The sequence below is a fragment of the Mesorhizobium sp. WSM4884 genome (assembly GCF_029625675.1).
Classification (GTDB): Bacteria; Pseudomonadota; Alphaproteobacteria; order Rhizobiales; family Rhizobiaceae; genus Mesorhizobium.
This window is the reverse complement of the sequence record NZ_JARTVO010000003.1, coordinates 158,486-183,956: the sequence shown is the minus strand read 5'-3', so window position 1 is coordinate 183,956 and position 25,471 is coordinate 158,486. Positions and strand designations below refer to the sequence as shown.

The following is a 25,471-nucleotide window of genomic DNA, read 5'->3' as shown; positions in this document are numbered from 1 at the left end:
ATGGACACAATGCCCGCCGCAGTTTCTCCTGCGGCCGGCGCTCACGCAACAACTGACTCAGTTCTTGCTATTGCTTATCGAGCCCGTAGACGGAATGCAAAGTACGAACTGCAAGTTCCGTGTAGGGACCGTCGATCAGTATCGAGATTTTGATCTCGGACGTCGTGATCGCCCGGATGTTGATCGCCTTGTCGGCCAGCGCCTTGAAGGCGGTGGCCGCGACGCCGGCATGGCTTCGCATGCCGATGCCGATGACCGAAACCTTCGACATGCCGGCTTCCGACTGCACGACGTCGTAGCCGACATCGGCCTTCAGCCTTTCCAGCACGGCCAGCGCCTTGTCGACGTCTCCGGAAGGCACGGTGAAGGTCATGTCGGTGAACTTGCCGTCCTCGGAGATGTTCTGGACGATCATGTCGACATTGATGTTGGCCTCGGCTAGCGGGCCGAAGATGCCGGCGGCAACGCCGGGGCGGTCGCCGACGCGGCGCAGCGAAATCTGCGCTTCGTCCTTGGCATAGGCAATTCCGGTGACGACCTGCTGTTCCACGATCTCTTCCTCGTCGCAAATGAGCGTTCCGGGCGGATTGAGCAAATCCCCCATTCCGGGCGCGTCGGGATCGTCGAAGGACGACCGCACAAAGGTACGCACCCTGTGCACCATGGCAAGCTCGACCGACCGCACCTGCAGCACCTTGGCGCCGAGCGAGGCCATTTCGAGCATTTCCTCGAACGAAATCTTGGCCAGCCGGCGGGCCTTCGGCTCGATGCGCGGGTCGGTCGTGTAGACGCCGTCGACATCGGTGTAGATGTCGCAGCGGTCGGCCTTGACCGCGGCCGCAATGGCCACCGCGCTGGTATCGGAGCCGCCGCGGCCGAGTGTGGCGATGCGGTTGTCCGGGCCGATGCCCTGGAAACCGGCGATGACAGCTACCTGGCCCTCGCCGAAGCGCTTGATCAGGAAGGCGCCGTCGATATCGAGGATGCGCGCGGCGCCGTGGGCGTTGTCGGTCTTGATCGGGATCTGCCAGCCCTGCCAGGAGCGGGCATGGACGCCCATGTTCTGCAGTGTGATCGCCAGCAGGCCGGCGGTGACCTGCTCGCCCGAGGCGACGACGGCGTCGTATTCGCGCGCATCGTGCATGGGCGAAGCTTCGCGCGTCCAGGCGACCAGCTCGTTGGTCTTGCCGGCCATGGCCGAAACCACCACGGCGACATCGTGACCGGCATCGACCTCGCGTTTGACATGGCGCGCCACGTTGCGGATGCGGGCGATGTCGGCGACCGAAGTTCCGCCGAATTTCATCACGATGCGCGCCATGGAAGCGAGATGCCTTTGATTGAGCCGGCTTGAGGCCGGAACGGAACGAAGCGCCCGGCAAGGCCGAGCCGCGGAAATGCGCGGCCTCCTTAGCCAAAACATCAAAGCTTCGCAAGCGAGGGCGCAGGAGAAGAGGCTTTGGCCGGCTTTGAGGTCTCCTGACAGATTCCTGCGCCGCAATGCGATAAGGCTGAGAAAATCGCATGGAGGAACTCATGACCGAGACGCTGGAAATCGTCAGCTTCCGCCTCAAGCCGGAGGCTGCGGCCGATTTTGTCGCCCAAAATGGCGCCGTCACCGACTGGCTCGCGCGCCAACCGGGTTTTCTCAGCCGTCATCTTGGCAAGCGCGAGGATGGAGGCTGGATCGATGTGGTGCGCTGGCAAAGCCTCGAACAGGCCCAGGCGGCGGCCCAGCGCATCATGGCCGAGATCGGCGACTGCGAGGCCATGCAGGCGATCGAGCCGGCAAGCGTCGCGACGGGTCACGCCGCGGTCGCGCTGTCGAGGCTCGAGCCGTCTGGCGCTTGACGGGTTTCAGCGCAGCGCGGTGGTCGTCCAAAGGCCTGGATAGTCGACAACGAAGCCGGACGGCGCGACCTCGATCACCTCGTCGTAACCGAATGCCGGCGCGGCATAGGCATAGCGGGTGTCGTCGAGGCGACGATAGGTCTGGTCGAGACGTTCAAGCCTCAGCTCGGGAAATGCCAGATAGGCCGCGGGAGCAGGCATCTGAATGCCGGGCCTGAGACCGAGGCGTCGGATAGGCAGAAGGTTCGTGGCGGGTGTGAAACCAAGGTCGAGGTCGGCAAGGCCGGCCACCTGTGCCTGCTCCTTGCCGTTGAGCGTCCAGCCGCCGTCGTCGAGCCTCTCGAACCAATAATTTAGCGTAATCGCCGCCGAAAAGCCCCACCACGCGCGCGGCGCGGGCCAGCCATCCGGCATCGCAGTCGATCTCATAGGAGAGGCCACACGGCGCGCCCTCCTGCAGGAACACCGCCTGTCCCTTTAGACTCCAGCCATCTCCCGTCCTGGAAAGCGAACAGCAATCACGCCCTTCGCGGTCAAGCCGGCGCCAAAGGATCGAGGCTGTGGTTCGCATCGTCATTCTCCGATTGATGTCTTTCCTTCGCTCGCAAGACAGTCCTGTTTCATCTTTCATCGCGGGACCTATCAAGCCGTCACGTACCGACAAACAGCGGCGGTCGGCGCCGGGAAGCGTGGCTGCCCGGGCTCCTCCCTGCCGGCAGTGGAAAAAACCTGCCTTGACTTTCTGCGCCGGGGACCCGACTTCCTAGCGTTCCCCGACTTCCAAGCGAGGAGACCCGCTTTATGCCAGAGCCCCGCCGATCGACCATCGATGCCGGAGAAGTCGAGCGCTTTTCCGCCCTTGCCGCCGAGTGGTGGAATCCGAACGGCAAGTTCCGGCCGCTGCACAAGTTCAACCCTGTGCGGCTTGCCTATATCCGCGATCAGGTCGCGACGCGCTTCGGTCGCGATCCGCGGGCCGCCAGGCCCTTCGAGGGCCTGCGCTTCCTCGACATCGGCTGCGGCGGCGGACTTTTGTGCGAACCGATGGCCCGGCTTGGCGCCGAGGTGGTCGGCGCCGACGCCTCGGCCACCAACATCGAGGTCGCCAAGCTGCACGCGGCGGAAGCGAGCGTCAGCGTCGACTATCGCGCCACCACGGCCGAGGCGCTTGCCGACGCCGGTGAGACATTCGACGTCATCCTCAACATGGAGGTGGTCGAGCATGTCGCCGATATCGATCTGTTCGTCGCCAAATGCGGCCAGATGGTCCGGCCGGGCGGCATCATGTTCGTCGCCACCATAAACCGCACGCTGAAGGCGCTTGGCCTCGCCATCATTGGCGCCGAATACGTGCTGCGCTGGCTGCCGCGCGGCACCCATCAGTTCGGCAAGCTGGTGCGGCCCGAGGAACTGGCAAAGGCGCTTGGCGCGGCGGGGCTGACGGTCATCGACCGCACCGGCGTGATCTACCATCCGCTGGCCGACCGCTGGCAGAAGTCCAAGGACATGGACGTCAATTACATGGTGCTGGCCGAAAAGGCCTCGGTCTGACCGGCCGGCTGAAGCGCTCGTCCCCTTACGCCGCCTGGCTTTGCATCTTCATGCTTGGCAGGCTCTGCGCCTTGGTGGTGATGAACACGCCGGCGATGATGATGGCAGCCCCCAGCCAGGTCAGCAGCTGGTAGTTCTCGCCGAGGAAGATCGTGCCGGCAAAGAGACCGACCGCTGCCGCCACATAGCCGATCTGGCTGAGATAGACCGGACCGCCGACCGCCTGCAGCCGGAAGAAGAAGGCAAACATCGCCGAAGCCGACGCCACCTGCCCGGCGACCACCAGCGGCACGCCGCCGAGCGGAACGAAGGCCTGCCGGCCGAACAGAGTCAGTATGCCGAGGAGAAGCAAGGTTGCCGACGCCAGATGACTGCCGACGGCGAGCTCGATCGGGCCGGTATCCTCGGGCCAGTCGACGGTGCGGTAGATGTTGCCGGCGGCGAGGCTGACCGGGATCAGCAGGCCGATCGCCACCCAGAAATAATCGGCCGGCTGACCGGCCTCGCCGCGCGTAAGTGCCACCATGACCGCGCCGACAAAGCCGACGGCAATGCCGATGACACCGAGCAGGTTGGGCCTCCGCACGCCGAGCAGGATCGAGAACACCAGCGTGATGACCGGCGACAGCGTGAACATGATGCCGGTATAGCCGGCGCCGAGATGCGGGATGGCCGAGAACATCAAGAGATTGGGAAAGGCATAGGACACCGCCGCGGTGACGAAGAAATAGCGCAGCTTGCGCGCTGTCAGCCGGATGCGCTGGCCAAGCAGCAACAGCGCTGCCAGCAGCACGCCGCCGGCGCCGAGCGAGATGACGAAGGCCCAGACCATGGCCGGCACGCCGGCTGCGGTCGCAAGCTTGCCGAAAGGCAGCGTCATGCCGAGCAAGCCTCCGGTGACGATCAGAAGGCCGAGTGCCGAATCCCAGAGAAGTTTCATCTGCGTGGTCCTGTCGCTGCGAGGTCGTGCTTGGCGGTCACTCCAATTTAGGGTAAGATAACACAAAGATTCTTAATGTCAAGATACTTTGCGGTGAGGCACATGGACCGTGCGGCGAGAGCCATCGAGCAGTGGCAAAAGGAGCGGCCGGACCTCGACGTCTCGCCGATGGGAGTGATCGGCCGCCTGAACGAAGCGTCTTCGCTGATCGCGCGCGACCGCCTCGCGCCGCTCTTTGCCCGCTTCGGCCTGCAGTCCGGCGAATTCGACGTGCTAGCGACGTTGCGCCGCTCCGGCGCGCCCTATGCCCTGACGCCGACCGAGCTCTACGAGGCGACGATGGTCACATCCGGCGCCATGACCGCCCGGCTCGACCGGCTGGAGAAAGCTGGCCTGATCCAGCGCGCGCCGCATCCCAGCGACCGGCGCGGCATCGTGGTGCAACTCACCGGGAAAGGCCTTGCCTTGGTTGATGAGGCTCTCACGGCCCACGTTGCCAATGAGCACGAAATCCTCGCCGACTTGACGCCTGAGGATCGCGAAGCGCTCGCGCGCCTGCTTGCGAAATTGATCAGCAGTATGGGTTAGCCATCAGGCTGCTTGGTGGCGCGCGAACCTGCGCCTGTGCCGCCATCGCCGATAAGACAGGGTCAGGCCGACAAGCCAAGCCGGCATGTTGAGATAGAGCAGTGCATCTCGCAGGCCATCGAGGTAACGCTCGCTCATTGCTCGGTCCGAGAAATCCGGCATCGCCTGGAATGTCGCTTCAACTCGTCGAGCCGTATCTGTCCCAGCCGGCAGTCTGGCCGCAAAGGCGATTTCACGACGCAGACAGACACGTTCGACGCGATCCCTGAGCTTTTCTTCGTAACCGATACCGCATCGCATCAGGCGCGCATGCGTAGCCTCATGGACGATCGTTGAAGCGACGCGCTCGGGCGTCGTTGTCTCACTGACGAGATAGCGTTCGTCCAGCTCGCAAGCCTGCGAAGTCTCTGCCCACTGAGCGACCGACGCCGGGAGGACCGTGACCAAAACCTGCCTGACGTCGCGGAGCAATCGCTTGTACCGAACCGGGTCGAACTCCCGAATAACGTCAAGCGCGCCGACTATCTTGTCTGTGCCCTTGTCGCCGACAATCACCAGCCCATCGATCGTTTGGCTGGCACTGAACTTCACAACGCCTCTGCGGGCCAAGCGACCGATAGCAATCCTTATTCCGCGTCTCGGCTTGATCGCTACCGGTTTGCGCAAGGCCAACTCGGAACTCAGTTCCGGTCCTCCGGAAAGCTCGGGATCGGCATGAATTCGACGCCGTCCTCGGCGAGGCTTTGCGCCTCCTCCGGCGTCGCCTCGCCGTAGATGCCGCGCGGATCGGTTTCGCCGAAATGGATCTTGCGCGCCTCCTCGGCGAACTTGTCGCCGACATAGTCGGCGTTCTCGCGCACCTTGTCGGCCAGCGCCTTGAGCTGCGCCAGCGCCTGCTTCTGTGTCTCGCCCATGGCTAAAGCCATCTTTTCCTGCTTGCGCGAGGTGGAAACGGCAGGCGCCATCAGGGCTTTCTCGACCTTGTGCGAGCCGCAGGTCGGGCAGTCGACGAAGCCACGCTTCTTCTGCGTATCGAAGTCGTCATTGCTGCGGAACCAGGCCTCGAACTCGTGCTCGTGCTCGCAGATAAGCGAAAAGCGGATCAAGAGGCTGCACCCTTCAGACGCGGCGCCTCGCCCTCGCCGGCATTGATGGTGAAATCGCGCGCGTTCTTGAGATTGGGGATCTTGCGGCGCGCGGCGGCCGACTGTGCGGGGTCGATCTCGGCCACGATCACGCCCGGCTCGTCATGCGCGGCCTCGGCGATGATGCGACCCCATGGATCGACGATCAGCGAATGGCCGTAGGTCTCGCGGCCGTCCTCGTGCAGGCCGCCTTGCGCGGCGGCGATGATAAAGGCGCCGTTCTCGATCGCGCGCGCCCGCAGAAGCACATGCCAGTGCGCCTCGCCGGTCTGGCGGGTGAAGGCGGCAGGCACCGAAAGCACCTCCGCCCCTGCCACCGCCTCGGCGCGGAACAGCTGCGGGAAGCGCAGGTCGTAGCAGACGGCGAAGCCCAGCCTTGCGCCAGCGATCGTGGTGACGACCGCCTCCGTTCCCGGCTCATAGGAGGCGGATTCGCGCCAGCTTTCGCCGTTGTCGAGGTCGACATCGAACATGTGGATCTTGTCGTAATTGGCGATTGCGGCGCCATCGGGCGCGAACAGGAACGCCCGGTTGGCAAGCTTGCCGTCGGCACGCAGGATGGCCGTCGAGCCGACATGCAGATAGATGCCGAGTTCCTTGGCCAGTTTCCGCGCCGTCGAAACGACGACGTCCTTGTCCTCGGAGGTGAAGGCTGCGGCGCCAGCCTGCTTGTCGCGAACGAGAGCGCCAGTCATTTCCGGCGTCTGCACATAGGTCGCGCCCTGGTGAGCTGCCTCGCGCACCAGCCGTTCCATATCGGCCGCGTTGCGCTCCGGGCTGGTGCCCGAACGCATCTGCACTGCCGCTGCCTTGAAGGAACTCATCGTCATCTCCCGTTGGCAAGCAGCATATCCAGCCGGCCCTGCGACTCCAACTCATGGAGGTCGTCGCAGCCGCCGACATGCGTCTCGCCGATGAATATCTGCGGAAAGGTGGTCCGCCCATGCGCCTTGGAAATCATCTCCCGGCGCAATTCCGGCGAGAACGAAGCGTCGTGCTCGGTATAGGTCACGCCCTTACGCTCGAGCAGTCGCTTGGCGGCGGTGCAATAGCCGCACATCATCCGGGTGTAGATCGTCACATCGACCATCAATCAGAAGTCCTGCCGATGCACGTCGCCCGACGATTGCGCAAAGACGACATGCACAAATACAACTCAACCAAATCTATATAGTCGCGGACTCATCGGCCCGAAAGTCCCCTGGCAGGACACGAGCGAAGGTTAGCACGTCGACCGCTCCGGCACCGCCCCTCTTCAGCGCCTTGGCCACCGACCGCACGGTGGCGCCGGTGGTGTAGACATCGTCGATGACGAGCACCCTGCGGCCGGCGATCTCGATCTCGGCCTCGGGCGGGACGTGGAACGCGGCGCGAACATTCTCCTCGCGCTCGTGCCGCTCCAGCCCGACCTGCTGGCGGGTGAGTTTTACGCGCCTGACCGCCGCCGGCGAAAACGGCAGGCCGCTGAGTTTCGACACCGCGCGCCCCAGCTCAGCCGACTGGTTGAACTGTCGGCGGAAGAATCGCCGCCAATGCAGCGGCACCGGCACCACCACATCGGCTTCTGCGATCAGTTCGGCGCCGGCGCGCATCATCCAGCGTGCCATCCATGGCGCGAGATCCGTGCGATCCTGATATTTCAGCCCCTGCACCATCTGGCGGGCAACGCCCGAGTAGACGACCGCCGCCCGCGCCCGCTCGAAGGGCGGCGGATCGGCGATCGCCTCGGCGGAGAGGAAGCCCTCGCCCATGTCATGGGTGAAGGGCGTGCCCATCACCGGACACCAGGGCTTCTCCAGCAGACGAAGCTTCGGCCAGCAGGCGCCGCACAGTACGCCGGGCTGCGAGACGTGGCGGCGACAACCGGCACAGACCGGCGGGAACAGCATCCGCGCCGGCCAGCCCAAAGCCTGCCGCGCCATGTTCTTGATCGCAATGGTCTTGATCTTGTGCACCGGATCGGCCACGTGAAGGAAAACCCGCGCCACCATAGCATCGGTCCGGCATGCGCGGACAACAGGAATAACCCATTGCAGCCCTTGATCGACACGCAGCTTTGGCTTGCGCACAAGCGTCGGGCCCTCACGCACCCCGTCGATGGCGCCGATTTCCTGATGCGACGGGCGGCGGAAGACCTTGCTGACCGGCTGGGCGCGGTCGAGCGCAGGTTCGGCAAGGCGGCTGCGCTGTTCTGCCAGACATCGGCGGCGGCCAGGGTGCTTGCCGACAGCGGCAAGGTGGCCGATATCGTTCGCGTGGAGACGGATGACGTCTTCCTTGCCGGCGAACCCGGCCTGGTCGCCCGGGCGGAGACCGTGCCGTTCGAAGCCGAAAGTCTCGACCTCGTCGTCTCGCTGCTGTCGCTGCAGGCGATGAACGACATCCCCGGCGTGCTGGCGCAGATCCGCCGCGCGTTGAAGCCCGACGGCTTGTTCCTCGGCGCCCTTGCCGGCGCCGGCACGCTTGCCGAGTTGCGTGAAAGCCTGCTTGCCGCCGAGACCGAGCTTCATGGCGGCGCGAGCCCCCGCATCCTTCCGTTCACCGATGTGCGCGACGCTGGCGCGTTGCTGCAGCGTGCCGGCTTGGCGCTGCCGGTCGCCGACGTCGAGACGGTCACGGTGCGCTACTACTCGCTCTTCGGCCTTGCCGCCGATCTGCGCGCTATGGGTGAGACCAGCCCGCTTTTCGACCGTAGCCGGCGCCCGGCCACCAGGCGGCTGTTCGCCCGCGCCGCCGAGATCTATGCCGAACGGTTCTCGGACCCGGACGGCCGCATACGGGCGAGCTTTTCAATCGTGTGGATGTCCGGCTGGGCGCCCGACGCCTCGCAGCAGAAGCCGCTCAAGCCTGGCTCGGCCAAGGTCTCGCTGAAGACGATCCTGGAGAAGCCGACGGGGCATTGATCAGGAGTAGTTCCCGGAAAGGGTGAAACAGTTTTCTGTCCGAAATTTCCGTAAAAACAAATAGTTAGAGCCGTTCAGCGACTCTAGCCACGCAGGACTGCTTCTAATCGGTCAGTGCTGGGCGAAGGCATTGGCAAGTCTGCTGTTGTTGTCGGAGAACAACCACTGGAGTGCATCCGCGGCCTTGCCGATACCGCCGATGATGGCCAGCGACAACACGGTGACGATCAGACCATATTCAATGGCCGTGGCACCCGATTCATCTTTTATGAATTGCTGCAGCAGGTTTTTCATGGTCGTCGATCCCTCTTGTCGGGAACCATAGAGCCTACCCGTTAAGAAAGGTTAACGACAAAAGCTTAACGGGGGATGAAATGGCCTCTTCTCGCTGAATTTATTAACCAATTAGCAATCGCCCCAATTAGCAATCGCCATAGCGGCTGCCATCGTTGCGGATCACGCAGACGGAACTAGGCAGCGGCTGAAGCACGCTTCGCCGCAGCGTGTAAGTGTTGCGGTGCCCGATCGAGCCGGTGCTGGTCATGTCGAGCCCGCCGGCCAAACCGTCACGCGCGGTTTGCGATCGCGGCTGGCTGTCGAGGAAAGGCGTCGCGATCAATGCCAGCGCCACTGCGGCCGATCCGAAAAGCAAGGTGATCCGCAAAATGCCCATGCCGGCATCGGCGGCGCGGAACGTGCGGTCGGGCCGGATCGTGTCCCAGTCTCTCTCGAGGCTCATGGAATGGCTCCAAACAAAAATCGGGGCATGCCGCCGCGCGGACGACTTCGCCTCAATGTTCCATGTCGAGATAAATCTTCCATTAACGCTGCCTAAAACAGGCGAGGGCAAAGGCAGCTCGCGGGCTGCTCCAGGAAAAGTGCGTAGCGGTTTTCCGTCCGGAATTGCGTAGAACAGAATCGTTGGAGCAGTTCAGCGCCTGGTGGAAACGCCGAACTACTCTGACGATCACAACAGATCGATGAGGAACTGGATCAGCGGCGCGTCCGCCGGCGGCATCGGATAGTCGCGCATCTGCCGCGGCCTGACCCATTTCAGCCCTTGTCCTTCCTTCGGCTGCGCGATGCCGCGGAACTTCCGGCAGACATAAAGCGGCATCAGCAGGTGGAAATCGTCGTAGCTGTGGCTGGCGAAGGTGAGCGGCGCGAGGCAAGGGATCTCGGTCTCGATGCCGAGCTCCTCATGCAGCTCGCGCACCAGGCATTCCTCGGGCGTCTCGCCGGGTTCGACCTTGCCGCCTGGAAACTCCCACAAGCCGGCGAGCTGCTTGCCCTCGGGGCGCTGCGCCAGAAGCACGCGCCGGTCGGCGTCGACCAGCGCGCAGGCCGCGACGAGGAGCAGGCGCTTTCCTGTCGGCTTGATCTCGCTCATGCGCCAGGCGGCCGGCGATAGTGATAGCGGTAGACTTCCTCGAAGCCGAGCGACCGGTAGAGCGACAGCGCCGCGATATTGCCGGCCTCGACCTGCAGCCAGGCTTCGCGCGCGCCACGCAGCCTGGCCCACTTCAGCGCCGACAGGATGAGGTTGCGGCCATGGCCCTTCTTGCGCGCCGATTTCTCGGTGGCGACCTCGAACAGTCCCGCGAGGTCGCCGTCATGGACACAGATCAGCGTCGACAGCGGCTCGTTGCCGTCTTCGAGCGCAAACAGCCCCGCGTCCGGCTGAATGGCGCCGATGACCTCCGACAGGCCGGGCCGCAGCGCGACGTCCGAGCCGTTCGTCTTGATCGCCGCGCCGATGAAGCGGCTGATGTCCTTCAGCGGAATCTGGTCCATCGCGGCGTCGAGCTGCGCCTCCTTGAGCGGCAGCCGCATCACCAGCGATTCGTCGAACCGACTCCAGCCGGCATCGTCGAGATGCTTCGACAGCACCTGCCCCGAAAGCGGCGACATGCGAAAGGTCAGCGGCCGGCCGTAAGCGTCGAAGCGGCGGCTGGCGCGCACGATGCGTTCGGCGATGGCATGGGTATCGCCCGGATCGAGCGGATTGACGGAATTTAGGCGCTTTGCCGGGTGGCCGGCCGTCAGCCGCACCACCCATGTCCCGTCGTAGTGGACGGCCGCCGCCGGCCAGGCGCGAAAGCCCGCCGCCTCATAGCGGCGCACGACCGCCAACACGCTCGCCGGATGCCTCGACACCGGCGCCATCAGCTCCGGTAGTCGCCGTTGATGGCGACATATTCCTTGGTGAGGTCGCAGGTCCACACCGTCGCCTTGCCGCGGCCGATGCCAAGGTCGGCACGAATGCGGATATCGTCGCGCTTCATATAGGCCGACGTCGCTTCCTCGGAGTAGTCCGGATCGCGCTCACCCTCATGCGCCAGACGGTTGTCGCCGAACCAGATCGACAGCCGGTCGCGGTCGGCCGGCTCGCCGGCCTTGCCGACGGCCATGACGACGCGGCCCCAATTGGCGTCCTCGCCGGCGACCGCCGTCTTGACCAGCGGCGAATTGGCGATCGAGAGCGCGATGCGCTTGGCCGAGCGGGCGGACTTGGCGCCGGTGACGGTGACCTCGACCTGCTTGCGCGCGCCCTCGCCGTCGCGCACCACTTGCAGCGCCAGCGACTTCAGCACCTTGCCGAGCGCGCGGCGGAAGGCGCCGAGTCGCGCGTCCTTTGGGTCGCTGATCGCCGGCGCGCCACGCGCGGCTGCCTTGCCGGTGGCAAAGATGAGCAGCGTGTCGCTGGTCGAGGTGTCGCTGTCGACGGTGACGGCATTGAAGGTCTTGGCGGTGCCGCGCGACAAGAGATCCTGCAGCACGGGGGCCGCGATCGGCGCGTCGGTGGCGATGAAGGAGAGCATCGTCGCCATGTCGGGCGCGATCATGCCGGCGCCCTTGGCGATGCCGTTGATGGTGACGTCGGCATCGCCGAGCTTCACCGTCTGGGTTGCCACCTTCGGATAGGTGTCCGTGGTCATGATGGCCTTCGCCGCCTCGGTCCACAGGTCCGGCTTGCCGTCCCTCACCAGCCCGGCCAGCAGGTGGCTGAATTTGTTGGTGTCGAGCGGCTCGCCGATGACTCCGGTCGAAGCCAGGAACACCTCGCTCTCGGAGCATCCGGCGGCCTTCGCCGCCGCCTCGCCCGTCAGCACCGTCGAGGCCTTGCCCTTCTTGCCGGTGAAGGCGTTGGCATTGCCGGAGTTCACCACCAGAACGCGCGCCTTGCCGGCGGGCAGGTTCTGGCGGCAGTAGTCGACCGGCGCCGAGGGACATTTTGAGCGGGTGAAGACGCCGGCGACGGCCGTGCCCGGTTCGAAGACCATGGCAAGCAGGTCGGTGCGGTTCCGGTACTTGATCCCGGCCTCGGCGGTGGCGATGCGCACGCCCTCGATGACCGGCATTTTCGGATATTTCTTCGGTGCGAGCGGCGAAATCGTTGCGGACATTGGGACCCCGAAGCGGCAGAACGCGAAAGGAAGGCCGGTTTGCCCGATAGCGCGCGCCGGCGCAAGAGGCGTTCTGGCCGCGTTTCATGGGCTTCACCGGTCACGCCGCGATCTAAAACGATCCGTTTCGTTTCGCCTCAGGACCCAATATGATCAGCGGAAGATTCATCGGCTAAAGCAATTCCAGGAAAAGCGTGAAGCGGTTTTTCCGTCCGGAATTGCGTCAAGACAATCTAAGGACGACGATATGGGCGAAGTTGCCGCCCCGGGGCGCAAGTCGATCGGCGCCAAGCGAAACCCGGAAAGCGCCGACGCCATCATCGAGGCCGCCGAAGCGGTGCTGGCGGAGGCCGGCTATTCCGGCTTTTCGATCGAGGCGGTCGCGCGGCGGGCGCGGGCGGGGAAACCGACCATTTATCGCTGGTGGCCGAGCAAGGCGGCGCTGCTGATCGAAGTCTACCAGCGGCAAAAACGCGTCGAGGTACCCGATACCGGCAGGCTCGAGGAGGATCTCGCCGGCTTCCTGGCAAATCTGTTCGCGCACTGGCGCGACACTTCGTCCGGCAACGTCTTCCGGTCGCTGATCGCCGAAGCACAATCCGACGACGACGCCGCGGCGGCGCTCGCCGACTATGCGAAAGGGCGCCGCGCCCATACCGGCCGGATGATCGAGCGCGCCAAGGCGCGCGGCGAGGTGGCGGCGGACATCGACGCCGGGATCGTGGCCGACCTGATCGCCTCCTACGCGTGGCGGCATCTTCTGACCAACCGCCTCAATGAAGACGAGGCGACGATCCGGACCGCGGTCCGCTATGTGGTGCGAGGCATAGCGCCCGACTGAAACGCGAAAGGGCGCCCGAAAGGCGCCCTCTGCAAACTTCCCAAGCCGATGCGGATTACTTGCCGCTCTCCAGCGTGTCGACCGCGGCCTTCAGCTTCCCGTCCGGGATATCGACCTTGGCGGCGCCGCGCAATTCCTTGACCATGGCGAAATACTTGTCGCGGATGACGGCCTGCTTGGCCTGGTCCTTGACGTCGTCGAAGGCCGGCGGCTGCTTGGCGCGCTTGTCCTCGACCTTGATGACGTGCCAGCCGAACTGTGACTTTACCGGCTCCTTGGAGTACTTGCCGACATCGAGCGCGAACGCCGCCTTGTCGAACTCCGGCACCATCTGCCCGGGACCGAACCAGCCGAGATCGCCGCCGTTCGACTTGCCGCTCGGGTCGCTGGTATGCTCGTTGGCGAGCTTCTGGAAATCGGCGCCGCCGTCGAGCTGCTTGATGATCGCCTCGGCCTCTTCCTTCGTCTTCACGAGGATGTGACGGGCGTGGATTTCATTGACCGGCGGCGTGTTGGCGATTTCCTGGTCGTAGCGGGCGCGAACCTCGGCATCCGTGACCTTGTTGACGACCTCCTTCTCGACAACCTCGCCATGCAGGGCGCGCTGCTGTAGGAACGCCATGCGGCGCTGGAAATCGGCATCCTTGTCGAGACCGCTGTCGACCGCCTTCTTGGCCATGACGCGGATTTCGATGGCCGCCGAAAGGGCGGCGGCGCGGCGCTGTTCCGGCGGCAGCTGCTGAAACTGCTGCGACAGCTCGCCTTCGGCGAGCGCAAGATCGGCCTCGGTCAGCTTCTCGCCGTTGATGGTGGCGACGATGGCGTTCGGGTCGACCGGCGCAGCGGCGGGAGCCGCGGCGTCCGGCTGGGCTGGCTTGGTTTCCTGCGCCATCAGCGGCGACAGTGAAAGTGCCGAGAGCCCGAAGGCCAGGCCAAGGCTGGCGAGCGACGCGCGGCGGAACAGCAGGGACATCAAGATAAACTCCAGTGGGGATTGCCAATAAGGATCGCTTGAGCGGAAAGGTTCCAGATCAGTCCGATTGTGGCGGAATTTGGCGCTGCCCACAGGGCTAACGCGGCGTTGACATCAGTTGAGCCCCCTCTTATCTGTCCAACGACTTGGCGTCCAGAACCGTTTTCCGGGCGCTTTTTGCGTTTGTCCGCATTCACGCGGATTTGATGGGCCCGCCAGGCGCCTGTCGCAAACGGCTAAAATTGCTATCGAAAGGACCATTGGATGGTCAGTCTCGGCGCTCTCGCGCGTAAGGTTTTCGGCTCTTCCAACGACCGCCGAGTCAAGTCGACCCGGCCCCGGGTCGAAGCCATCAATGGGTTGGAAAACGAGATGCGGGCGCTCTCCGATGCCGAGCTTGCCGGCCGCACCGAAAAATTCCGCCAGGATCTCGCCAACGGCGCTTCTCTCGACGACTTGCTCGTACCGGCTTTCGCCACCGTGCGCGAGGCGGCCCGCCGCGTTCTGGGCATGCGTCCTTTTGACGTGCAATTGATCGGCGGCATGGTGCTGCACAATGGCGGCATCGCCGAAATGCGCACAGGCGAAGGCAAGACGCTTGTCGCCACCTTGCCGGTCTATCTCAATGCGCTTGCCGGCAAGGGCGTCCATGTCGTCACCGTCAACGACTATCTCGCCAAGCGCGACGCCGAATGGATGGGCCGCATCTACAAGTTCCTCGGCCTCACCGTCGGCATCATCGTCCACGGTCTTTCGGATGACGAACGCCGCGACGCCTACGCCGCCGACGTCACCTACGCCACCAACAACGAGCTCGGCTTCGACTATCTGCGCGACAACATGAAATACGAGCGTTCGCAGATGGTGCAGCGCGGCCATGCCTACGCCATCGTCGACGAGGTCGACTCCATCCTGGTCGATGAAGCGCGCACCCCGCTGATCATTTCCGGTCCGCTCGAGGACCGCTCGGAAATGTACAACACCATCGACGCCTTCATGCTGAAGCTCGGCCCGGCCGACTACGAGGTCGACGAAAAGCAGAAGACCACGATTTTCACCGAGGACGGCACCGAAAAGCTGGAAAACATGCTGCGCGACGCCGGCCTTTTGAAGGGCGAGTCGCTTTACGACGTGGAGAACGTCGCCATCGTCCACCACGTCAACAACGCGCTGAAGGCGCACCTCCTGTTCCAGAAGGACAGGGACTACATCGTGCGCAACGGCGAGATCGTCATCATCGACGAGTTCACCGGCCGCATGATGCCCGGCCGCCGCTATTCGGAAGGCCTGCACCAGGCGCTCGAGGCCAAGGAGCATGTGCAGATCCAGCCGGAGAACCAGACGCTGGCCTCCGTCACCTTCCAGAACTATTTCCGCCTCTACAAGAAGCTCGCCGGCATGACCGGCACGGCGCTAACCGAGGCCGAGGAATTTGCCAACATCTACAATCTCGAGGTCACCGAGATCCCGACCAACCTGTCGGTTGCCCGCAAGGACGAGGACGACGAGGTCTACCGGACGGTGGATGAGAAGTACAAGGCGATCGTCAAGGAGATCCGCGACGCCCGCGAGCGCGGCCAGCCGATCCTGGTCGGCACCACCTCGATCGAGAAATCCGAGCAGTTGGCCGAGCGCCTGCGCAAGGAAGGCATCAAGAACTTCGAGGTGCTCAACGCCCGTCACCACGAGCGCGAAGCGGCCATCGTCGCCCAGGCCGGCAAGCCCGGAGCCATCACCATTGCCACCAACATGGCCGGCCGCGGCACCGACATCCAGCTCGGCGGCAATGCCGACATGCGTATCGCCGAGGAACTGGCCGACATGCCCGCCGGCCCCGAGCGCGAGGCGAAGGAAAAGGAAATTCGCGACGACATCGCGCAGCTGAAGGAAAAGGCGCTGGCCGCCGGCGGCCTCTATGTATTGGCCACCGAGCGCCATGAATCGCGCCGCATCGACAACCAGCTGCGCGGTCGTTCCGGCCGCCAGGGCGACCCGGGCCGCTCGAAATTCTTCCTGTCGCTGCAGGACGATTTGATGCGCATCTTCGGCTCCGAGCGCATGGACGGCATGCTGCAGAAGCTCGGCCTCAAGGAAGACGAGGCCATCATCCACCCGTGGATCAACAAGGCGCTGGAAAAGGCGCAGAAGAAGGTCGAGGCGCGCAACTTCGACATCCGCAAGAATCTGCTGAAATACGATGACGTCTCCAACGACCAGCGCAAGGTGGTGTTCGAGCAGCGCATCGAGCTGATGGACGGCGAAGGCCTGTCCGAGACGGTCACCGAGATGCGCGAGGGCGTCATCGAGGAAATCGTCACCAAGAACATCCCGGAAAATGCCTATGCCGAGCAGTGGAATGTCGCCGGCCTGAAGGAAGAGGTGGCGCAGTATCTCAATCTCGACCTGCCGGTAGAGGAGTGGGTCAAGGAAGAGGGTATCGCCGAGGACGATATCCGCGAGCGCATCTCGGCCGCCGCCGAGGCAGCCGCCAAGGAGCGCGCCGAGCGCTTCGGCCCCGACGTGATGAGCTATGTCGAGCGTTCGGTGGTGCTGCAGACGCTAGACCACCTATGGCGCGAGCACATCGTCAATCTCGACCACCTGCGCTCGGTCGTCGGCTTCCGCGGCTATGCCCAGCGCGACCCGCTGCAGGAATACAAGGGTGAGGCCTTCGAGCTGTTTCAGGGCATGCTCGGCAATCTGCGCCAGGCCGTCACCGCGCAGTTGATGCGCGTCGAGCTCGTCCGCCAAGCGGCCGAAGCGCCGCCGCCGGCTGCGCCCGACATGTTCGGCAGCCATATCGACGGCACCACCGGCGAGGACGACTTCCAGGGCGGCGAGACCGCGCTTCTGGTCCGCCAGGATCAGAGCGCCATCGTCGCGCCGGAAAATCGCGACCCGAAGAACCCGGCGACCTGGGGCAAGGTCGGCCGCAATGAGGCCTGCCCCTGCGGCTCCGGCAAGAAATACAAGCACTGCCACGGCGCCTTCGCCTGATCCCTCTTGCTTCTCTCCGTTCAACGGAGAGAAGGTGCCCGAAGGGCGGATCAGGGGCAGGCGCAGGAAAGGCCTCACAACAGCCCCGACGCCCGCGCCGCGGCCGTCGCCTCGCCGCGCGAGACGGCTTCCAGCTTCTCCAGCACTGCCGAGACATGGTGATCGACCGTTTTCGGCGAAATGGTCAGGTGCGCGGCGATCTTCTTGTTGGAGAAGCCGCGCTCGATCAGTTGCAGCACTTCCATCTGGCGCTGGGTGAGACCGGCGAGATTGGCGCGTGTTGCCTGTCTTGGTCCGCGCGCGATATGGCTGACGCCGCTGTGCCGCATCATGGCGCGCACGTGCTGCGCCACCGGCCTTGCGCCAAGTCCTTCGAAGATGTCGAGCGCCTCGCGCAACGCCGCTTCGTCGCCTTGCAGCAGGGCGAGCGCGCGCTCGAAGGGGGCGTCCATCCCGACCCAGAATGCCGCGGCGCCCCGCCAGTCGCCGGCAAGCAGAAGGCGATGCGGCTCCGCCATGCCGCCGGTCTCACCCGGGTCGCTGTCAGGCGCCAGCAGCTGCCGCCAGGTCGCCAGCTCGCCGAACACGGCGCGCGTCGGCGACAGGCTTTCAGCCAGGTCGATCAGGCGCAGCGCCTCTTCCCTGTCGCCTTGCCCGAGCCATGCGAGCTCGGCCATCACCATCGCGTAAGGCACCAGCCGCTGCAGCTCCATGCCTTTGTCCAGGTACCGCCTCATCTCATCCAGCACCGGCTCGGCCGAAGGGTCGCCCCGCCGGATGCGCAGCCTCGCCAGCGCCACCAGCGATGGGTAGCGCACAAGCGCGGTCGTTGCCTCGTTGTCGATGACGTCATGCGCCACCGCGGCCGCGTCGTTCCACAGGCCGCGCCGCAGCAACAGCTGCGCCTGCACGCCGCGCATGTAGTCGCGCCAGGTCGCGAGATCGTTCTCGACGCAATAGGCGATGCCACGGTCGAGAAGGGCCTCCGCCTCGTTGAAGTTGAGCCGGTTCATCTCGACGCAGGCGCAATTGGTGAAGGCGCGCGCCGCATGCTCCTGGAAATTACCCGCAAGGGCGATTCCAAGGCTGCGGGCGAGGTCGCGCCGCCCTTTGGCGAAATCCAGCCATTGTCCGGCTGCCCCGACATTGTTGAGCGCGTGACAAAGGATGTCCGGCCGGTTCAGCCGCTCCGCCAGCTCCACGGCCTTGCCGCCGAGCGAAAGCGTCTCGTCGAGCCTTTCGGCCAGCATCGCCAGTTGGGAAAGGTTCGAGTACGCCATGGCAAGTTCGGGACTGTCGGGCGCCGTTTCCAGCAGCTCGACCGCCTGTATCCCGAACCGATCCGCTGCCTCGCGATCGCCCAGCAGGTAGGCGAAGCGTGACAGGCATCTGAGGCTGTCGCCTTCCTTCAGCCTGTCGCCCAGCGCTTGCTGCAGCCGGCGCGCTTCGCCCTGTGCCTCCATGGCCGCGTCGATGCGGCCGATGAGATGGCATTCGAAGGCATGGCCTTCATGGAGCGCCGCCTGGCTTTCCATCGGTAGGCCGTCGGAATGGCGCAAGGCGACCTCGTAATGACCGGCGGCATCGCGATGCGCGCCGACCCGGGAAGCCTCGCGCGCCGCAAGCGGCGCAAGCGTGCGCACCGCCTCCAGGTTCTGCGCCTCCACCGCATGATGCACCAGCCTTGCGGTGGCCACATCCGGGTTTTCCTGCAGCGCCGTCAGTGCGCGCTGGTTGTACTCGCGCCGTCGGCTCGGCGTCAGCGCCATCTCGATGGCCCGGCGTGCGATCTCATGCCGGAAAGCATAGCCGTCGCCGAAATCCTCGAGCAGGCCTTGGCTGACGCACTCGGCGAGTTGGCCGGCGGCAGCGATCCCGCACAGGCCGCTGAGCGCCCAGGCATCGGCACGGCGCGGAAACACGGACACTGCGTCGAGCATCGAACGGGCGCCGGGCGACAGCCGTTCGGCCCGCGCCAGCACCGCGTCGCGAACGCTCGCCGGCAACGCGCTGTCGCTTTCGGCGGCGAGCAGTTCGGTGACGAAGAAGGCATTGCCGGCGGTGGCCCGGTAGATCGCGTCGCCGTCGCGGCCGGCCCGCTCCGCGAGCGACAGCACGGCGGCCTCGCTGAGCAACGGCACCTCGATACGCGCGACATTGCCGGCCGGGATCTCGCCAAGCGCCCGGCGAACGCGCATCTGTCCTTCGCTGCGATCGGTGCGCGCCGTGACCAAGAGCAGAATGTGGGAGTTTGCAATGCGCCGGCCGAGAAAGCGGACGAGATCGAGCGTCGCGTCATCCGCCCAATGCAGGTCCTCGATGACGAGCAGGCTCGGACCCTTCGCCTCGAAGACGTCGAGCGCGTCGGAAAACAGCGGCAGCCTCTGCCCCTGCCGGTCGTCGATCGCGCGCGGCAGTTCCCACTGCGCCTCGCGCGCGAGGTCATAGAGCGGCCCCAGCGGATCGGGTATCGACAGGTCCTCGCAGGCGCTGCGCAGCAAGGTCACCCCTTGCCCGACACGATCCACGCCCACATGATCCACGCCCACGCGGTCTACGAAAGCCTCGACCAGCGCCGTCTTGCCCGCGCCGGCCTCGCCCGACAGCGCCACGACACGGCCGCAGCCTTGCATCGCATGCGTCAGCAGGGCCTCCAGTTGCTGCAGCTGCGTCTGCCTTTCCAGAAGCATTCTCGTCTCTCTCGCGAAGTCAGGATTTTAACCGCGGCGGGACGCCGCCTCGATAGTCCGGACGGGCGCTCAATAATGTGACCTTCCACACATTGAGGTGCCTCTCTCCACAAATAACGTTTCTAACATGGGGAATCGTCCCGCCAAATATGGGGAAAGATTCCGATGCGCGGATTTTGTGAGCGTGCTTTTAGTCCGGCCGCGCTCCGACCGAGCGCGATTCAATCACCAAAGGAAGACCAATCATGCCTCGTTATCTGGTTGAACGCACATTTCCCGAAGGCCTCAACGTGCCGATGAACGATGCCGGCGCGGCAGCCATGGGCGGTGTCATCGCCCGCAACGCCGAAAAGGGCGTGACCTGGGTGCAGTCCTTCGTTTCACCCGACAAGTCGAAGAGCTTCTGCGTCTATGACGCGCCCTCGCCCGAGGCGATCCGCAGCACCGCGCAGAAGAATTCGCTTCCCGTCGACAAGATCACGGAGGTGCGGGTCCTCGACCCCTACTTTTATCGCTGATCAACGACGCAAAGATGCGCTTCAGATCGTCCCTGCCGAAGGCAGACCTGATGTCATGCCGGACAGCGAGGGAATATCCGCCCCGGCGGATATCTCCGCCCCACGGCGCGGCTTCATCCGGCGGGCCGTGGCGGCGCTGCTTTCGCCTGTGCGAAACCGGCGCCGCCGGTTGCCGCCGCGGGACGATTATCTGAGACGCGACATCGGCCTCGATGACCGCGAGATGCCGCGCGAATACTGGGAATATTGGTGGCATCACTGGTAACTCCGTCCGGCGGACCTGAGCGGCCCGCCACAGCAGTGTCAGTCGCGACAGGCGGTTCAACCGGCCTCTGACCGGGCCGGCTTCGCCTTGCGCGCCCCAACAGAATCTGGAGAGGAAAATGAGCATCCACAACCGGTCCCGGTGCTTCGTCGCGGCATCGGCCCTGACCGTCATGGCGGTCGGTGCTGTCAGCGCCGAGACTGTCAATCCGCTCGCGGAAAAGGTTCGGGCAACCGACAGCCGCTTCGAGGACGTGGCGGTAGCGAAGGCCGAAGGCTATGCGCCGATCCCTTGCGCCAGCGGCCTCACCGGCGGCGCCATGGGCATACACTACGTCAATGCCAGCTATCTGAAGGACGACGCCGTCGACGTCGCCAAGCCCGAGGCGGTGATGTACGAACCGATGGCCGACGGCACGCTGAAGCTGATCGCCGTCGAGTACATCACCTCGAAGGGTCCGGCCTCGCTCGAAGGTCACCTGTTCAACTTCAACACGGCGCCCAACCGCTACGGCCTCGGCCCGTTTTACGAGCTTCACGTCTGGGCCTGGAAGCTGAATCCGACCGGCACCTTCGCAGACATGAACCCGAACGTGTCCTGCGACCCGATGAAGGGGATGTAAGAGCGTCCCTGTGGAACTTGGGACACCGGCGCCGCGTCCGGTGTCCTCCCTTCCCCTGCCAGGGGAAGGGCGAGCGTGGCGCCGGCTGGCTCCCCTTGCCTACGGGCAATCCCCGGCGCTCGCTCGCCTTTCGCTGCCCGTTGTCCCCTCCTCACCCAACCGTTTCTTAAGGTGTTTCGGATAGACCGAAACCCTGGAAAGAGGCGGAAAAGGGAGAGTATTAGGGGTGCGCTTTTCCGCGGCTACGACTGCCGGGCGGTTCCTGCCGCAGCGCTGGGCGCTGCGCATGCGCCCGCTGCTTGGCCGCATAGACGCCGTGCTGTTCACCGCCGACGAACGCGGCGAAGCCGGCCGCATGTCGCTGATAGCCTTTTCCATCCGCATCGTCAGCGCCGTCATTGCCTTCGTCAGCCAGGTGCTGATGGCGCGCTGGATGGGCTCGTTCGAATACGGCATCTTCGTGCTGGTTTGGGTGACGATGGTCATCGTCGGCAACCTTGCCTGCCTCGGCTTCCACACCTCGGTCATCCGCTTCATTCCTGAGTATCGCGAGCGCGGCATGCTCGCCGAACTGCGCGGCATCGTCCTGGCGAGCCGGCTGTTCGTGCTTATCGCCTCGACGATGATCGCCGGCCTCGGGGCGCTCGGCGTCTGGCTCGCCTCGCCCTGGATCGAAAGCTACTACGTCGTCCCCTTCATCCTCGGCGTCATCTGCCTGCCGATGATCGCGATGGGCGATCTCCTGCAGGGGCTGGCGCGGGCGAATTCATGGGCGCTGTTCGCGCTGTCGCCGACCTATCTGGTGCGGCCGATGCTGATCCTGGCGTTCATGGCGGCAATGCTCGCCCTGAACTACGCCCCCGACGCCAAGACCGCCATCTTCGCCTCGATTGCTGCTACCTATGTCACGACGCTCGGCCAGCTGATGGGCGTCACCTCCCGCATGGACAGGAAGATGCCGGCCGGTCCGATGACCGTGCATTTCGGCCGGTGGTTCCTCGTCTCGCTGCCGATCTTCCTGGTCGAGAGTTTCTTCTTCCTGCTCACCAATGCCGACGTGCTGATGGTCGGCGCCTATCTCGACCCCAACGACGTCGCCGTCTATTTCGCCACGGTGAAGACGCTGGCACTGGTGCACTTCGTCTATTTCGCGGTCAAGGCGGGCGTTGCCCAGCGTTATGCGCAGTTCACCCATGGCGAGCCGGAAAGGCTCGCCGCCTTCGCCCGCGAGACCGTCTCCTGGACCTTCTGGCCGTCGCTGGCGATGGCGCTGCTGGTGCTCGCGCTCGGCGAACCGATGCTGGTGCTGTTCGGCCCGGAATTCACCGCCGGCTATCCGCTGCTCTTCCTGCTCGTCTTCGGCGTCGTCGCGCGCGGCGCCGTCGGCCCTTGCGAAAGCCTGCTCACCATGAGCGGCAACCAGAACATCTGCGCCGCCGTCTACGCCATGACGCTTGCCTTGAACATCGGTCTCAACGTGGTCCTGATCCCGCTCTTCGGCCTCTGGGGCGCCGCGATCGCCACCAGCCTCGCCATGATCTTCGAGGCAGGCGCGCTGTCCTTCACCGTCTGGCGCAAGCTCGGCATCGTCATGGCGATTTTCGTGCCTGCAAACAAGGAAATCGCCTGATGGCCGCCGTTCCGTTGCTTGAGGAGACCAGCGGCGGCCCGGCCGGTGCCATGGTGTCGGGCCTTGCCGGCCTCGCCAGGGAGGCGGATTTTGCCCATATCGAGCTCTTCGCCAACAACCGGCCGGAGCGCAAGCTCGCGATCTATCCGGCATCCGCGGGCTTCGATCTCGTCGAGGAGCTCGATTATCTCAGCGCCCGCGCGATCGAGCCCAACGTATTCTTCAACCCGCGCTTCCTGGCCCCCGCCATGCCGAGGCTCGAGGACCGCGAGGTGCGGCTGGCCGTGATCCGCGATGGCGACGAGTTCCGCAACCGGCTGCGGCTTCTGGTGCCGTTCTCGGTCGAGCGGCCGGCGATCCCGCTCGGCGTCCCGGTCATGCGCACTTGGTCGAGCCCGTTCGGCCCGCTCGGCACGCCGCTGGTCGACCGCGACGATCCGGTCGGCGTCATCGAGGATTTCTTCTCAATGCTGTCCCGGCCGCATCTCAGACTGCCGAAGGTGTTCGTGCTGCCCGACATGCGGCTGGACGGTCCAGTGGCGAGCCTGCTCACGTCCTTTGCCGACAGCCGCGGCCTGACCCTGGTCACCACCGGCAGGGTCGAGCGCCCGGTGCTGGAAAGCGACGCCGACGGCGACGGCTATCTCAAGGCCTCGCTGCGCTCGCACCACCATCGCGAATTCCGCCGCCTGAAGCGGCGCCTCGCCGGCCTCGGCAAACTCGAGCATGTCGTGGCGCGCGGACAGGACGAGATCCGCCACGCCATCGAGGGCTTCCTGACGCTGGAGGCCGCCGGCTGGAAGGGCCGCGAGCGCACGGCCATGGCGATCGACCGCTACCGCGCCGCCTTCGCCCGCGAGGCCGTGCACCGGCTCGCCGAGCACGACATGTGCCGCATCCATTCGCTGACGCTCGACGGCCGCACCATCGCCTGCCTCGTGGTGTTCGTCGAGGCCGGTGTCGCCTATACCTGGAAGACGGCCTATGACGAGGCGCTCTCCGCCTATTCGCCGGGCACGCTTCTGATGATCGAGGTGACCAAACAGCACCTCGACGACCCCAACATCGTCATGACCGATTCCTGCGCGGTGCCCGACCATCCGGTGATGAGCCGGCTGTGGACGGAGCGCAAGCCAATGGGCACGCTGGTGGTCGGCCTGACGCCCGACGCCGACCGGCTGGCCCGCCAGGCGGCCTCGCAGTTCCACCTCTACCGCGAGACCCGCAACATGGCGCGCATCCTGCGCAACCGCATGCGGAGCCTGTTAAAAAGGCGCTAGATGAAAGGCTGCACACCGGCTATGGCATCCGGCGGCCGGATCCGGCCAACCTTCACCACAATGCATTTCCCGATGATCGAAACCTTCCTGCGCTTAGCCCGCCTCTGTACGCCGCTCGTCCTGCTCGCCATGCTTCCGGCCCGGGCCTTGGCCGATGCTTGCCCCGAGGATTGCAGCGAGCCTCCGCCTTCGCTCGTCGACATCTACGTCCACACCACCGCCGGCCATATGAGCCCGGCCACGGCGGGTGCGTTGCCGCGCGTCTACGTGCCCAACCGCTCCTCGAACAGCGTTTCCGTCATCGACCCGGCGACGCTGAAGGAGGTCGACAGGTTTCCGGTCGGCAGCAAGCCGCAGCACGTCGTCCCGTCCTGGGACCTGAAGACGCTCTGGGTGGCCAACAACGGCACCGGCAGGAACGGCAGCCTTACGCCGGTCGATCCGACGACCGCCAAGCCCGGCAAGCAGGTGCTGGTCGACGACCCCTACAACATGTACTTCATGCCGGACGGCAGCGCCGCCATCATCGTCGACGAGGCCCTGAAGCAGCTCGACCTGCGCGACCCGCAGACCATGGCGTTGAAATCGATCATCCCGACCCCGACCTGCCCCGGCATCAACCATGCCGACTTCGCGGCCGACAATTCCTACGCGATCTTCACCTGCGAATATGGCGACGGCGGGCTGGCCAAGATCGACCTCAGGAACCGGAAGGTCCTCGGCCATCTCGACCTCTCGAAGATGGGCATGCCGCAGGACATAAGGCTGTCGCCCGACGGCAAGGTCTTTTACGTCGCCGACATGATGAATGACGGCGTCTTCCTCATCGACGGCGACAGCTTCAAGGAAATCGGCTTCATCCCGACGGGCATCGGCGCGCACGGCTTCGTCGTCAGCCGCGACGGCAAGCGGCTCTACGTCTCGAACCGCGGCTCGCATAAGATGGAGCAGGGCCGCGCCGGCGGGCCGGGCAGCGTCACGGTGATCGACTTCGCGACCCGCGCGGTCGTCGCGCAATGGCCGATCCCGGACGGCGGCAGCCCCGACATGGGCAATGTCAGCGCCGACGGCAGGCAGCTATGGCTGTCCGGCCGATTCGACAGCGAGGTCTATATGATCGACACGATGTCAGGCGCGGTGACCAAGATCCGCGTCGGTGTCGAGCCGCATGGCCTGACGGTCTGGCCGCAGCCAGGGCGGTATTCGCAAGGGCATACGGGGAATATGCGGTGAGGTGTATGCTCGCAGTGGACTCGGAAACCCTTTAGGC

26 protein-coding genes and 1 pseudogene are annotated in these 25,471 nt (G+C 64.9%); 11 read left to right on the top strand and 16 right to left on the bottom strand.

Translation table 11 applies throughout. The features are described 5' to 3' along the window. Nucleotides 1-67 precede the first annotated feature (67 nt). Nucleotides 68-1,321 (bottom strand): aspartate kinase, encoded by a 1,254-nt coding sequence (locus P9236_RS06165; RefSeq protein WP_192257662.1) that lies wholly within the window; start codon nucleotides 1,319-1,321, stop codon nucleotides 68-70. Nucleotides 1,322-1,536: 215 nt separating this feature from the next. On the opposite strand from P9236_RS06165, the gene P9236_RS06160 reads away from it, so the two are divergent. Further along, complete coding sequence (locus P9236_RS06160) at nucleotides 1,537-1,851, top strand: antibiotic biosynthesis monooxygenase (RefSeq protein WP_278073721.1); 315 nt, start codon at nucleotides 1,537-1,539, stop codon at nucleotides 1,849-1,851. A gap of 6 nt (nucleotides 1,852-1,857) precedes the next feature. On the opposite strand, the gene P9236_RS06155 is transcribed toward P9236_RS06160, so the two are convergent. Together P9236_RS06155 and P9236_RS06150 are read right to left on the bottom strand one after the other, a co-directional pair. After that, a complete protein-coding gene (locus P9236_RS06155; RefSeq protein ID WP_278073941.1) occupies nucleotides 1,858-2,265 on the bottom strand; it encodes a putative glycolipid-binding domain-containing protein in 408 nt (135 codons plus the stop codon). Then, nucleotides 2,258-2,422, bottom strand: a pseudogene (locus P9236_RS06150) (putative glycolipid-binding domain-containing protein); the annotation flags it as partial. The gene P9236_RS06155 and the pseudogene P9236_RS06150, both read right to left, overlap by 8 nt. Before the next feature lie 230 nt (nucleotides 2,423-2,652). On the opposite strand from P9236_RS06150, the gene ubiG reads away from it, so the two are divergent. Continuing rightward, on the top strand, nucleotides 2,653-3,402 hold the full coding sequence (gene ubiG, locus P9236_RS06145) for a bifunctional 2-polyprenyl-6-hydroxyphenol methylase/3-demethylubiquinol 3-O-methyltransferase UbiG (protein ID WP_278073720.1): 750 nt from the start codon (nucleotides 2,653-2,655) through the stop codon (nucleotides 3,400-3,402). 25 nt (nucleotides 3,403-3,427) lie between these two features. On the opposite strand, the gene P9236_RS06140 is transcribed toward ubiG, so the two are convergent. Then, nucleotides 3,428-4,342 carry a DMT family transporter gene (locus P9236_RS06140; RefSeq protein WP_278073719.1) on the bottom strand — a complete coding sequence of 305 codons (915 nt, stop codon included), beginning with the start codon at nucleotides 4,340-4,342 and terminating at the stop codon, nucleotides 3,428-3,430. A 102-nt stretch (nucleotides 4,343-4,444) separates the two neighbouring features. Between P9236_RS06140 and P9236_RS06135 the strand changes: the two genes are divergently transcribed. Further along, entirely contained in the window at nucleotides 4,445-4,930 is a 486-nt protein-coding gene (locus P9236_RS06135; protein ID WP_278073718.1) for a MarR family transcriptional regulator, read from the top strand. 3 nt (nucleotides 4,931-4,933) lie between these two features. Here P9236_RS06135 and P9236_RS06130 read toward each other — a convergent pair whose 3' ends face one another. From P9236_RS06130 to P9236_RS06110, 5 genes are all read right to left on the bottom strand, one after another. After that, complete coding sequence (locus tag P9236_RS06130; RefSeq protein WP_278073717.1) at nucleotides 4,934-5,521, bottom strand: hypothetical protein; 588 nt, start codon at nucleotides 5,519-5,521, stop codon at nucleotides 4,934-4,936. Between the two features lie 89 nt (nucleotides 5,522-5,610). Further along, nucleotides 5,611-6,036: a DUF1178 family protein gene (locus tag P9236_RS06125; protein ID WP_278073716.1), complete on the bottom strand. Its 426-nt coding sequence runs from the start codon at nucleotides 6,034-6,036 to the stop codon at nucleotides 5,611-5,613. Next, on the bottom strand, nucleotides 6,033-6,899 hold the full coding sequence (locus P9236_RS06120) for a carbon-nitrogen hydrolase family protein (protein ID WP_278073715.1): 867 nt from the start codon (nucleotides 6,897-6,899) through the stop codon (nucleotides 6,033-6,035). Before P9236_RS06120 ends, P9236_RS06125 begins: the two co-directional genes overlap by 4 nt. A gap of 2 nt (nucleotides 6,900-6,901) precedes the next feature. Then, complete coding sequence (gene grxC, locus P9236_RS06115) at nucleotides 6,902-7,165, bottom strand: glutaredoxin 3 (RefSeq protein ID WP_278073714.1); 264 nt, start codon at nucleotides 7,163-7,165, stop codon at nucleotides 6,902-6,904. 76 nt (nucleotides 7,166-7,241) lie between these two features. Further along, a complete protein-coding gene (locus P9236_RS06110) occupies nucleotides 7,242-8,042 on the bottom strand; it encodes a ComF family protein (RefSeq protein ID WP_278073940.1) in 801 nt (266 codons plus the stop codon). 63 nt (nucleotides 8,043-8,105) lie between these two features. On the opposite strand from P9236_RS06110, the gene P9236_RS06105 reads away from it, so the two are divergent. Then, nucleotides 8,106-8,978 (top strand): methyltransferase domain-containing protein, encoded by an 873-nt coding sequence (locus P9236_RS06105; protein WP_278073713.1) that lies wholly within the window; start codon nucleotides 8,106-8,108, stop codon nucleotides 8,976-8,978. A 111-nt stretch (nucleotides 8,979-9,089) separates the two neighbouring features. On the opposite strand, the gene P9236_RS06100 is transcribed toward P9236_RS06105, so the two are convergent. The 5 genes from P9236_RS06100 to argJ form a co-directional block, all read right to left on the bottom strand. After that, nucleotides 9,090-9,272, bottom strand: coding sequence for a Flp family type IVb pilin (locus P9236_RS06100; protein ID WP_278073712.1), 183 nt, complete (start codon nucleotides 9,270-9,272; stop codon nucleotides 9,090-9,092). A gap of 127 nt (nucleotides 9,273-9,399) precedes the next feature. After that, nucleotides 9,400-9,717 (bottom strand): hypothetical protein, encoded by a 318-nt coding sequence (locus P9236_RS06095; RefSeq protein ID WP_278073711.1) that lies wholly within the window; start codon nucleotides 9,715-9,717, stop codon nucleotides 9,400-9,402. Between the two features lie 228 nt (nucleotides 9,718-9,945). Then, nucleotides 9,946-10,368 (bottom strand): (deoxy)nucleoside triphosphate pyrophosphohydrolase, encoded by a 423-nt coding sequence (locus P9236_RS06090; RefSeq protein WP_278073710.1) that lies wholly within the window; start codon nucleotides 10,366-10,368, stop codon nucleotides 9,946-9,948. Then, nucleotides 10,365-11,144: a GNAT family N-acetyltransferase gene (locus tag P9236_RS06085; RefSeq protein WP_278073709.1), complete on the bottom strand. Its 780-nt coding sequence runs from the start codon at nucleotides 11,142-11,144 to the stop codon at nucleotides 10,365-10,367. Before P9236_RS06085 ends, P9236_RS06090 begins: the two co-directional genes overlap by 4 nt. Next, nucleotides 11,144-12,385 (bottom strand): bifunctional glutamate N-acetyltransferase/amino-acid acetyltransferase ArgJ, encoded by a 1,242-nt coding sequence (gene argJ, locus P9236_RS06080; RefSeq protein WP_278073708.1) that lies wholly within the window; start codon nucleotides 12,383-12,385, stop codon nucleotides 11,144-11,146. Before argJ ends, P9236_RS06085 begins: the two co-directional genes overlap by 1 nt. A gap of 247 nt (nucleotides 12,386-12,632) precedes the next feature. On the opposite strand from argJ, the gene P9236_RS06075 reads away from it, so the two are divergent. Next, nucleotides 12,633-13,226 (top strand): TetR/AcrR family transcriptional regulator, encoded by a 594-nt coding sequence (locus P9236_RS06075; protein WP_278073707.1) that lies wholly within the window; start codon nucleotides 12,633-12,635, stop codon nucleotides 13,224-13,226. Between the two features lie 55 nt (nucleotides 13,227-13,281). Here the strand turns inward: P9236_RS06075 and P9236_RS06070 are convergent, their stop codons facing one another. Beyond that, the gene (locus P9236_RS06070; protein ID WP_278073706.1) at nucleotides 13,282-14,199 is read right to left on the bottom strand and encodes a peptidylprolyl isomerase; all 918 of its coding nucleotides are present in this window, start codon (nucleotides 14,197-14,199) and stop codon (nucleotides 13,282-13,284) included. A gap of 264 nt (nucleotides 14,200-14,463) precedes the next feature. On the opposite strand from P9236_RS06070, the gene secA reads away from it, so the two are divergent. Beyond that, nucleotides 14,464-17,196 carry a preprotein translocase subunit SecA gene (gene secA, locus P9236_RS06065; RefSeq protein ID WP_278073705.1) on the top strand — a complete coding sequence of 911 codons (2,733 nt, stop codon included), beginning with the start codon at nucleotides 14,464-14,466 and terminating at the stop codon, nucleotides 17,194-17,196. Nucleotides 17,197-17,270: 74 nt separating this feature from the next. Here secA and P9236_RS06060 read toward each other — a convergent pair whose 3' ends face one another. Continuing rightward, nucleotides 17,271-19,886 carry a LuxR family transcriptional regulator gene (locus tag P9236_RS06060; protein WP_278073704.1) on the bottom strand — a complete coding sequence of 872 codons (2,616 nt, stop codon included), beginning with the start codon at nucleotides 19,884-19,886 and terminating at the stop codon, nucleotides 17,271-17,273. Nucleotides 19,887-20,131: 245 nt separating this feature from the next. Between P9236_RS06060 and P9236_RS06055 the strand changes: the two genes are divergently transcribed. The 5 genes from P9236_RS06055 to P9236_RS06035 all read left to right on the top strand — a co-directional run bounded on the left by P9236_RS06055 (nucleotide 20,132) and on the right by P9236_RS06035 (nucleotide 25,434). Beyond that, entirely contained in the window at nucleotides 20,132-20,404 is a 273-nt protein-coding gene (locus P9236_RS06055) for a DUF4242 domain-containing protein (RefSeq protein ID WP_278073703.1), read from the top strand. Between the two features lie 383 nt (nucleotides 20,405-20,787). Beyond that, nucleotides 20,788-21,291 carry a hypothetical protein gene (locus P9236_RS06050; protein WP_278073702.1) on the top strand — a complete coding sequence of 168 codons (504 nt, stop codon included), beginning with the start codon at nucleotides 20,788-20,790 and terminating at the stop codon, nucleotides 21,289-21,291. A 226-nt stretch (nucleotides 21,292-21,517) separates the two neighbouring features. Then, nucleotides 21,518-22,921: a lipopolysaccharide biosynthesis protein gene (locus P9236_RS06045; protein ID WP_278073701.1), complete on the top strand. Its 1,404-nt coding sequence runs from the start codon at nucleotides 21,518-21,520 to the stop codon at nucleotides 22,919-22,921. Then, a complete protein-coding gene (locus tag P9236_RS06040) occupies nucleotides 22,921-24,201 on the top strand; it encodes a GNAT family N-acetyltransferase (protein WP_278073700.1) in 1,281 nt (426 codons plus the stop codon). The genes P9236_RS06045 and P9236_RS06040 overlap by 1 nt, the downstream gene beginning before the upstream one ends. A 72-nt stretch (nucleotides 24,202-24,273) precedes the next feature. Further along, nucleotides 24,274-25,434, top strand: a complete 1,161-nt coding sequence (locus P9236_RS06035; protein ID WP_278073699.1) for a YncE family protein — start codon at nucleotides 24,274-24,276, stop codon at nucleotides 25,432-25,434. The last annotated feature ends 37 nt before the right edge of the window (nucleotides 25,435-25,471 follow it).